At 67.3% G+C, this 7596-nt stretch carries 6 protein-coding genes; 4 read left to right on the top strand and 2 right to left on the bottom strand.

Translation table 11 applies throughout. The features are described from left to right. Nucleotides 1–287 precede the first annotated feature (287 nt). From AB7O82_RS35690 to AB7O82_RS35700, 3 genes are read left to right on the top strand one after another with little or no spacing between them, the layout of a single operon-like run. Nucleotides 288–1670: an aminotransferase gene (locus tag AB7O82_RS35690; protein WP_428621633.1), complete on the top strand. Its 1383-nt coding sequence runs from the start codon at nt 288–290 to the stop codon at nt 1668–1670. A 15-nt stretch (nt 1671–1685) separates the two neighbouring features. Further along, complete coding sequence (locus AB7O82_RS35695) at nt 1686–3770, top strand: hydantoinase/oxoprolinase family protein (RefSeq protein WP_428621635.1); 2085 nt, start codon at nt 1686–1688, stop codon at nt 3768–3770. After that, nucleotides 3767–5443 (top strand): hydantoinase B/oxoprolinase family protein, encoded by a 1677-nt coding sequence (locus AB7O82_RS35700; RefSeq protein ID WP_428621636.1) that lies wholly within the window; start codon nt 3767–3769, stop codon nt 5441–5443. Before AB7O82_RS35695 ends, AB7O82_RS35700 begins: the two co-directional genes overlap by 4 nt. A 136-nt stretch (nt 5444–5579) precedes the next feature. On the opposite strand, the gene AB7O82_RS35705 is transcribed toward AB7O82_RS35700, so the two are convergent. Beyond that, nucleotides 5580–5777, bottom strand: coding sequence for a DUF6726 family protein (locus AB7O82_RS35705; RefSeq protein ID WP_428621637.1), 198 nt, complete (start codon nt 5775–5777; stop codon nt 5580–5582). Between the two features lie 122 nt (nt 5778–5899). Next, nucleotides 5900–6757 (bottom strand): LLM class F420-dependent oxidoreductase, encoded by an 858-nt coding sequence (locus tag AB7O82_RS35710; RefSeq protein ID WP_428621639.1) that lies wholly within the window; start codon nt 6755–6757, stop codon nt 5900–5902. Between the two features lie 228 nt (nt 6758–6985). Here AB7O82_RS35710 and AB7O82_RS35715 point away from each other — a divergent pair. Next, a partial coding sequence (locus AB7O82_RS35715) for a TetR family transcriptional regulator (protein ID WP_428621641.1) occupies nt 6986–7596 on the top strand: 611 nt, incomplete at its 3' end.

Genomic DNA, 7596 nt, shown 5'->3' on the forward strand with positions numbered 1-7596 from the left:
GGAGGTGTCCGCGTCTTCGCAGACGGTGGAGTCATGATTCATGCGGACCGCGGGCGTCCCGCCCAATCATTATCATGAGCATGAGCGGGCGGGACGCCCGCGGTCCAAGAGAGCATGACCCCTCCGCCTGCCTGCGCGAAGCCGAAGCGGCTTCGCTTCGGTGAAGGCAGGTCGCCGTAAGACGGCGACACCTCCCCAGCAAAGCTGGGGAGGAAGGCTGTACGATGCATCGCTCTGGCGGATCGTGTCGAAATGTGCCGAACTGCGCCGGACCGAGGGAGACCCTGATGACCTTCATGCCCAATTCGCCGGAAGCCCGCGACATCGCCTCCTACATCCATCCGCAGACCAACCCGCGCACCCACCGGGAGACCGGGCCGAGCATCATCGCCAAGGGCGACGGGATCTGGGTCGAGGACAGCGAGGGCAAGCGCGCGCTCGATGCCTCGGCGGGCCTGTGGTGCGCCTCGCTGGGCTTTGCCGCCAACGAGCGGATGGCGCGCGTCGCCTACGAGCAGATGCGCCGGCTGGGCTATTACCAGACCTATCGCAGCGCCTCGAACGATTCGACGATCGATCTCGCCGAGAAGCTCCTGAAGCTCGCGCCGGTGCCGATGTCCAAGGTCCTGCTGCAATGCTCGGGATCGGAAGCCAACGACACGGCGATCAAGCTGGTCTGGTACTACCACCATGCCATCGGCAAGCCCGACAAGAAGAAGATCATCGGGCGCGTGCAGGGCTATCACGGCAACACGATCGCTGCGGCGAGCCTGTCGGGCAAACCCGACATGCATGCCAGCTTCGGCATCCCGCTGCTGATGATGCGCCACACCGAGTTCCCGCACTGGTATCGGAACCATCTCGAGGGCGAGAGCGAGGAAGCCTTCGCCACGCGCATGGCCGAGGCGCTGGAGAAGCTGATCATCGAGGAGGGGCCGGAGACGGTCGCCGCCTTCTTCGCCGAGCCGGTCATGGGCGCAGGCGGCGCGGTGGTTCCGCCGCGCTCCTATTTCCAGAAGATCCAGGCGGTGCTGAAAAAGCACGACGTGCTGTTCGTCGCCGACGAGGTGATCTGCGGCTTCGGCCGCACCGGCAACTGGTGGGGGAGCCAGACCTACGATTTGAAGCCCGACATGCTGTCCTGCGCCAAGGCCCTGTCGGCCGCCTTCCAGCCGGTCTCGGCCCTGCTGGTCAACGAGAAGATCTACCAGGCGATGCTGGTCGCCAGCGACGCGCTCGGCAATTTCGCCCATGGCTACACCTACTCGGGCCATCCGGTCGCCACAGCCGTCGCCCTCGAAGCGCTCAAGATCTACGAGGAGACCGACATCGTGGGTCACGTCCGCGACGTCAGCCCGGACCTTCTCGCGGGGCTGAGCAAGCTCGCCGACCATCCCCTCGTCGGCCACGTTAACGGCGTCGGCCTGATCGGCGGCCTCGAGCTGGTGGCCGACAAGGCGACGCGCCGTCCGTTCCCGGCCGCGACGCAGATCGGCGCGGTGGCCGACCGCATGGCCAAGAAGCACGGCCTAATCCTGCGTGTCATCGGCAATCGCCTGGCCCTGTCGCCGCCGCTGATCATCACCCGCGCCGAGGTGGGCGAGCTGCTGCAGCGGCTCGGCCGCGCGCTCGACGATACGGCGGCCGAGGTCCATCGGCTGGCCGCCTGAGCGGCCATCGGGGAGATGATTCATCTCGCTTTCGACATCGGCGGCACGTTCACCGATTTCGTGCTGCACGACGAGGCGACCGGGCGCGCGTGGTTTCTCAAGGTGCCGAGCACGCCGCGTTCCCCGGAAGAGGCGGTGCTGTCCGGCACCGATGCCATCCTGCGCCAGGCCGGCTTGGCGCTCGCCGATGTCGAGACGGTCCTGCATGCCACGACGGTGGCGACCAATGCGATCATCGAGCGCAAGGGCGCGCATGTCGGCCTGGTCACCACCGAGGGCTTCCGCGATGTCGTGATCATCGGCCGACAGAAGCGCTACGAGACCTACGATCTCTACATCGACAAGCCGGCGCCACTTCTGCGCCGCCGCCATGTCTACGAGGTCCGCGAGCGCATCTCCCATACCGGCGAGGTGCTCACGCCGATCGACACTGCGTCGGTCGACGCCGCCATCGATGCGCTGTGCGCTGCAAAGCACGATGCCGTGGCGGTCTCCCTCCTGCATTCGTATGCCAACCCCAGGCATGAACGCGCCATCCGCGACCGCATCCTGGGGCGGGCGCCGCATGTCTCGGTGTCGCTGTCGTCGGACGTGTCGCCCAAGTTCCGCGAGTACGAGCGTACCAACACGACCGTGGCCAACGCCTATATCAAGCCGCTGGTCGGGCGTTACGTCGAACGCCTGCAAGGGGCGCTGGCCGAGCGCGGCTACCGGCGCGATCTCCTGATCATGCAGTCGTCGGGTGGGCTGATGACGCCGGAGCTGGTGTGCAATCATCCGATCCGCATCGTCGAATCGGGCCCGGCCGCCGGCGTGCTGATGTGCGCCGGCGTGGGACGCCAGGAAGGCTTCGACCAAGTCGTGACCTTCGACATGGGCGGCACGACAGCCAAGCTCGGCGCGGTCGACGACGGCCAGCCGGCCATCGCGCCCAGCTTCGAGGTGGATCCAGTCCGCTACAAGAAGGGCAGCGGCCTGCCGATCAGCGCACCGGCCCTCGAGCTGATCGAGATCGGCGCCGGCGGCGGCAGCATCGTGCGCGCCGAGGCGGGCATGATCACGGTGGGTCCGCAGAGCGCCGGATCGGAGCCTGGTCCTGCCTGCTACGGCCGCGGCGGGTCCGAGGCGACGGTGACCGATGCCAATGTCGTGCTGGGCTACCTCGATCCGGGCTATTTCAACGGCGGTGCGATGCCGCTCGACGGTGCTGCGGCCAAGCGCGCGGTCTCGCAGGCCCTGGCCGAGCCCCTCGGAATCGGCGTGGGCGAGGCGGCCTGGGGCGCTCATCTCATCGCCACCAAGAACATGGAGCATGCCATGCGCCTGGTCTCGGTGGAGCAGGGCCGCGACCCGCGCAAGTGCGTGTTGGTGGCGTTCGGCGGAGCAGGCCCGCTGCACGCCGCGCGGCTCGCCCGTCAGATCGGCATCCCGACGGTGATCGTGCCGCTCGGCGCCGGTGTCGGCTCGGCCGTCGGCCTGCTGCAGGCGGAGCGGCGCTTCGACGTCTCGGTCACCCGCATCCTGCGCCTCGACGAGGCGAGCGATGCGACGATCGCGGCGATCTATGCCGGGCTGCAGGATCAGGCCGAGCGCGAGCTCGGCCATCTCGGCGGCGGCGGCATCCGTTGGTCGCGCTACGCCTACATGCGCTACGCCGGCCAGGGCTTCGAGATCCAGGTCGACCTGCCCGAGGGGGACATCGGCCCCTGCTATGCCCGCCGCGCGGCGGCCGCCTTCCATGCCGCCTACGCCCGCAAGCATCGCTGGTCGGAGACGACGGCCGCGGTCGAAGCCGTGGACTGGACCCTGGTGGCGACGGTGCCGACCGCGCGACGCGGAACGATCCGACTGGCCGGTGCCGTCGCCGGTGGCGGCGCCGGGCGGCAGTCGGTGCGCCAGGCGTGGTTTCCGGAGGCCGGCGGATACGTTGCGACCCAGGTGGTCGATCGCCAGGCCTTGACCGAACGTGGCGGCATCGTCGGGCCCGCCATCGTCGAGGATCCGGATTGCACCGCCATCGTGCTGCCGGGTCAGACGGCAAGGATCAGCCCGGCCGGCAATCTCAGGATCGAGATCGCGTCCGCAGGAGGCTGCGCATGACTGACGCCAAAGCCGCGATCGATCCGATCACCCTGACGGTGATCTGGAACGCCCTGATGTCGATCGCCGAGGAGCTCGGCGTCACGCTGCGTCACACCGCCTTCTCGGAAGGCGTGCGCGAGGGTGATGATTTCTCGACGGCGATCTTCGATCGCAATGCGCGTCTGGTTGCCCAGGGCAATTTCAGCCCCGGCCATCTGGGCTCGATGCCCGCCGTCGCGCGGCACGCACTCGAGTACTTTCCGCCGGAGACGCTGCGGCCGGGCGATTCGATCCTGCTGAACGATTCCTATCTGGGATCGGGCCATTTCCCCGACACGTTCCAGGTCATGCCGGTCTTCGTTGACGGCGCGCTGATCGGTCTCGTCGCCTGCTCGGCGCACCAGGTCGACATGGGCGGTGCTGCGCCGGGATCGCAGAAGGTGCACGGTATCACCGAGGCGTTCCAGGAAGGGTTGCGCATCCTGCCGGTCCGCTTCGTGCGCGACGGCGAGATCCAGGAGGACATCCTGCGGCTGATCCTCGGTAACGTGAGGATGCCGGACAAGGTGCGCGGTGACCTGCTGGCGCAGCACACGGCCAACTGCACGGCGGCGGCACGATTGGAGCAGCTTTTTCGTGACTACGGCGCGGCCACGATCGAGCAGGCCTACGATGTCTTCCTCGACCGATCGGAAGAGACCATGCGCCAGGCCCTGGCGAAGGTGCCGCCGGGCAGATACTCGTTCGAGGACCATCTCGACGATTACGGGCCGGGCACCGAGCCGATTCGCATCGCCGTCGATGTGACGTTCGACGGGCGGGGCGGGGTCGAGGTCGATTTCTCGCGCTCGTCCGATGCGGTGCCTGCCGCCATCAACTCCTACATCAACTACACGCGCGCCTACGCGATCTTCGCCATGAAGGTATTCTGCGATGCCCTGCAGCCGCAGAACGAAGGCAACATGCGGCCGATCAAGGTGACCGCGCGCGAGGGCTCGTTCTTCAACCCACGCTTCCCGGCGCCGTCGGGCGGCCGCGCGGCGGTGCAGGTCCGCATCTTCGATGCCATCAACGGCGCCATAGCCCAGGCGCTGCCGCACCGCGCGATGGGCGCCTTCTCGCACTGGTGCAATCCCAACATCGGTGGCATCGACGACCGCACGGGACGAGCCTTCGTCATGTACGATCTCGGCTTGGCCGGCTATGGCGGCCGCGCTGGTCGCGACGGCGCCGAGGCGCTGAGCCCGGTGATGAACTGCTCCAACATCCCCGTCGAGGTGCATGAGACCAACAATCCCGTCCTCGTGCACCGCCTCGAGCTGCTCGCCGACACCGGCGGCGCGGGTCAATGGCGCGGCGGCTGCGGCCTGCGCAAGGATGTCGAGCTGCTGAACTCGACGGCCACGCTGTCCCTGCTCGGCGACCGCCATCGATTTGCGCCCTATGGACTTGCGGGCGGCGAGTCGGGAACGAAGGCGGAGACGATCCTCAACCCGCAGCGCAACGCCGAGCCGCTCGGCTCGAAGGACGTTCGCCAGATTCGCAAGGGCGATGTCGTGAGCTACCGCCTCTCAGGCGCTGGCGGCTACGGGCCGCCCGCCGCGCGGCGGCGCGACGCGATCGCCGACGACATCGCCGACGGTTACGTTACGCCGGATTTTGCCAGGGCCAAGTATGGTTATCGCCCGTAGCTGCGCTCATGCTCTTCCGGACCGCGAGCGTCTCGCTCGCTCGGACCCACGAACGAGCGAGACGCTCGCGGTCCGGAAGAACATGAGCGCCTGCGAGGGGGCCTTTCGTTTCTATATATCCAAGGCGAATATGCCTCTAATCGATCGCGTCGGCGGTCCAGTCGAGCGGCGCCGCCACGACGTCCCCGGCTACCGGTACGATCTTGGCAGTGGCGCTGCCCACACGGGCCGGAAAGGCAACGACGCCGCATCCACCCAGGGATGCGGCGGCAAGCACGATCAGCATAGCACTGAGCAAGCGGCCGGATCGGAAAACGACAAACGAGCGACGCATGATCTTCCTTCCGGCTTGTGATTTCGGCATGGCTCTTCGCGAGATCACATCCGCAAAGGCTGGCCGAGCGGAATAGCAACGCGCGACCCGTCGATCAGTTGCGGTTGGGTAGCCGGCTGGCTCTACCCGCCCGCTACCTCCTTGAATTGCCTCAAGGTTTCGATCTGCTGCTCAAACGTCGGCATGCGGTACATCGGATGGAGCATCACCATCTGGGCGCCAAGCCGCTTCCAGCCCTGGACGGCGGCGCCCCATTGTTGAGTATCTGGCTCGTTCATGCGTATCCAGGCCTCCAGCCCGAAACTCGCGGGATCGCGGCCGAACGCCTTCAGGTGATCGCGCAGCTGGCCGAGCTTGGCCTCACCCACGGCATCGGGCGCGAGGATCGGCATCCAGCCGTCGCCGATGCGGGCGCAGCGCTTGATCACGGCGTCGGAGGACCCGCCGAACCAGATCGGGATCGGACGCTGCACCGGCACTGGCAACTGGTTGACGTCGACCAGCTTGTGAAAGCGACCTTCGAAAGTGACGAAGTCCTCGGTCCACAGCTTGCGCATCACGGTGATCTGCTCGGCCTGGCGGGCGCCGCGCGTCTTCCAGTCCTCGTTGAGCGCCTCGTACTCGACGTGATTCCAGCCGACACCGACGCCCAGCCTGACCCGGCCGCCGCTCAGGATATCGACCTGGGCTGCCTGCTTGGCGACCAGCCCGGTCTGGCGTTGCGGCAGGATGAGCACGCCGCTGCACAGCTGGATCTTCCTGGTCACGGCGGCGATGAATGCCATCGTCGTGAAGGTCTCGTGGAACGGGTCGAACTCGCTGTAGTTCGGCTTCCAGTCGCCGCGCGGCGCCGCGCCGTAGACGTGATCGGGGACCTCGATGCAATGGAAGCCCATGTCCTCCGCCGCCTGTGCCCAATCGCGGATCTTCGCCGGGTCGTTGCCGATGTCGCGGGACGGAAAGAGAGCATTGAGCAGCATCGAGGTCTCCTTTCGGGACGGCGACCTTACGACGTCTGGCGTCGACCGTCTCGACATTGTGCCGGCCAACGCCGACTGCCTGCGCGCCAGCTTCGGTTTTAGGCTACAGTTTCCGGACCAACCAGGGAGCGGGTGTTGGCAGCAGGGCAGACCGGAAAGGTCGCACGTCTCGGGCCGAAGGAGAGCCGTGCCGGTCGGGCCGTCGCTCGCCCCTCGAAGCCGAGGCCATTGCCGTCGGCCAATCCACGCAAATCGGACCTCACCCGACAACGCATCCTGCAGGCGGCGGCCCGCGTGTTCCGCGAGCGGGGCTACTCGGGAACGCGGCTGACCGACATCGCCGACGCCGCCGACATGAAAGCCGGCAGTCTCTACTACCACTTCGACTCGCGCGAGGCCCTGGTAGAGGAGGTGGTACTGGAAGGCGTGCGCCGCACCAAGGAAGCCGTCCAGGATCGATTGCGCGCGCTGCCCGCCGACGCGAGCTTCCTGCGCAGGCTCGAGGCGATGATCGAGGTGCATCTGACGTGCGTTCTTCAACAGGGCGACATCGCCTCCGCGAGCATCCAGCTGATCTGGCAGATCCCCCAGGAAATCCGCGAGCGCACTCTCGCCGCCCAGCGCGCCTATGGCGCGACCTGGCGGCAGGTTCTCGAAGCGGCGCGCGATGCCGGCGAGATCCGGTCGGATGTCAACTTGTCGGCCATCCGCATGTCGATCCTGGGGGCCTTGAACTGGGCGGCCGACTGGTATCATCCGACCGGCGCGGCGCCCAGGCAGATCGCGCGCGACATCGTGGTGATGGTCCTGCATGGCCTCGCCGCCGCGCCCTCGCGATC

Source organism: Reyranella sp., assembly GCF_050185545.1.
Classification (GTDB): Bacteria; Pseudomonadota; Alphaproteobacteria; order Reyranellales; family Reyranellaceae; genus Reyranella.

What these genes read in the sequence shown, in the direction of transcription:
- AB7O82_RS35690 (WP_428621633.1), top strand. Translation starts at nt 288, where the DNA reads ATGACCTTCATGCCCAATTCGCCGGAAGCCCGCGACATCGCCTCCTAC.
- AB7O82_RS35695 (WP_428621635.1), top strand. Translation starts at nt 1,686, where the DNA reads ATGATTCATCTCGCTTTCGACATCGGCGGCACGTTCACCGATTTCGTG.
- AB7O82_RS35700 (WP_428621636.1), top strand. Translation starts at nt 3,767, where the DNA reads ATGACTGACGCCAAAGCCGCGATCGATCCGATCACCCTGACGGTGATC.
- AB7O82_RS35705 (WP_428621637.1), bottom strand. Translation starts at nt 5,777, where the DNA reads ATGCGTCGCTCGTTTGTCGTTTTCCGATCCGGCCGCTTGCTCAGTGCT.
- AB7O82_RS35710 (WP_428621639.1), bottom strand. Translation starts at nt 6,757, where the DNA reads ATGCTGCTCAATGCTCTCTTTCCGTCCCGCGACATCGGCAACGACCCG.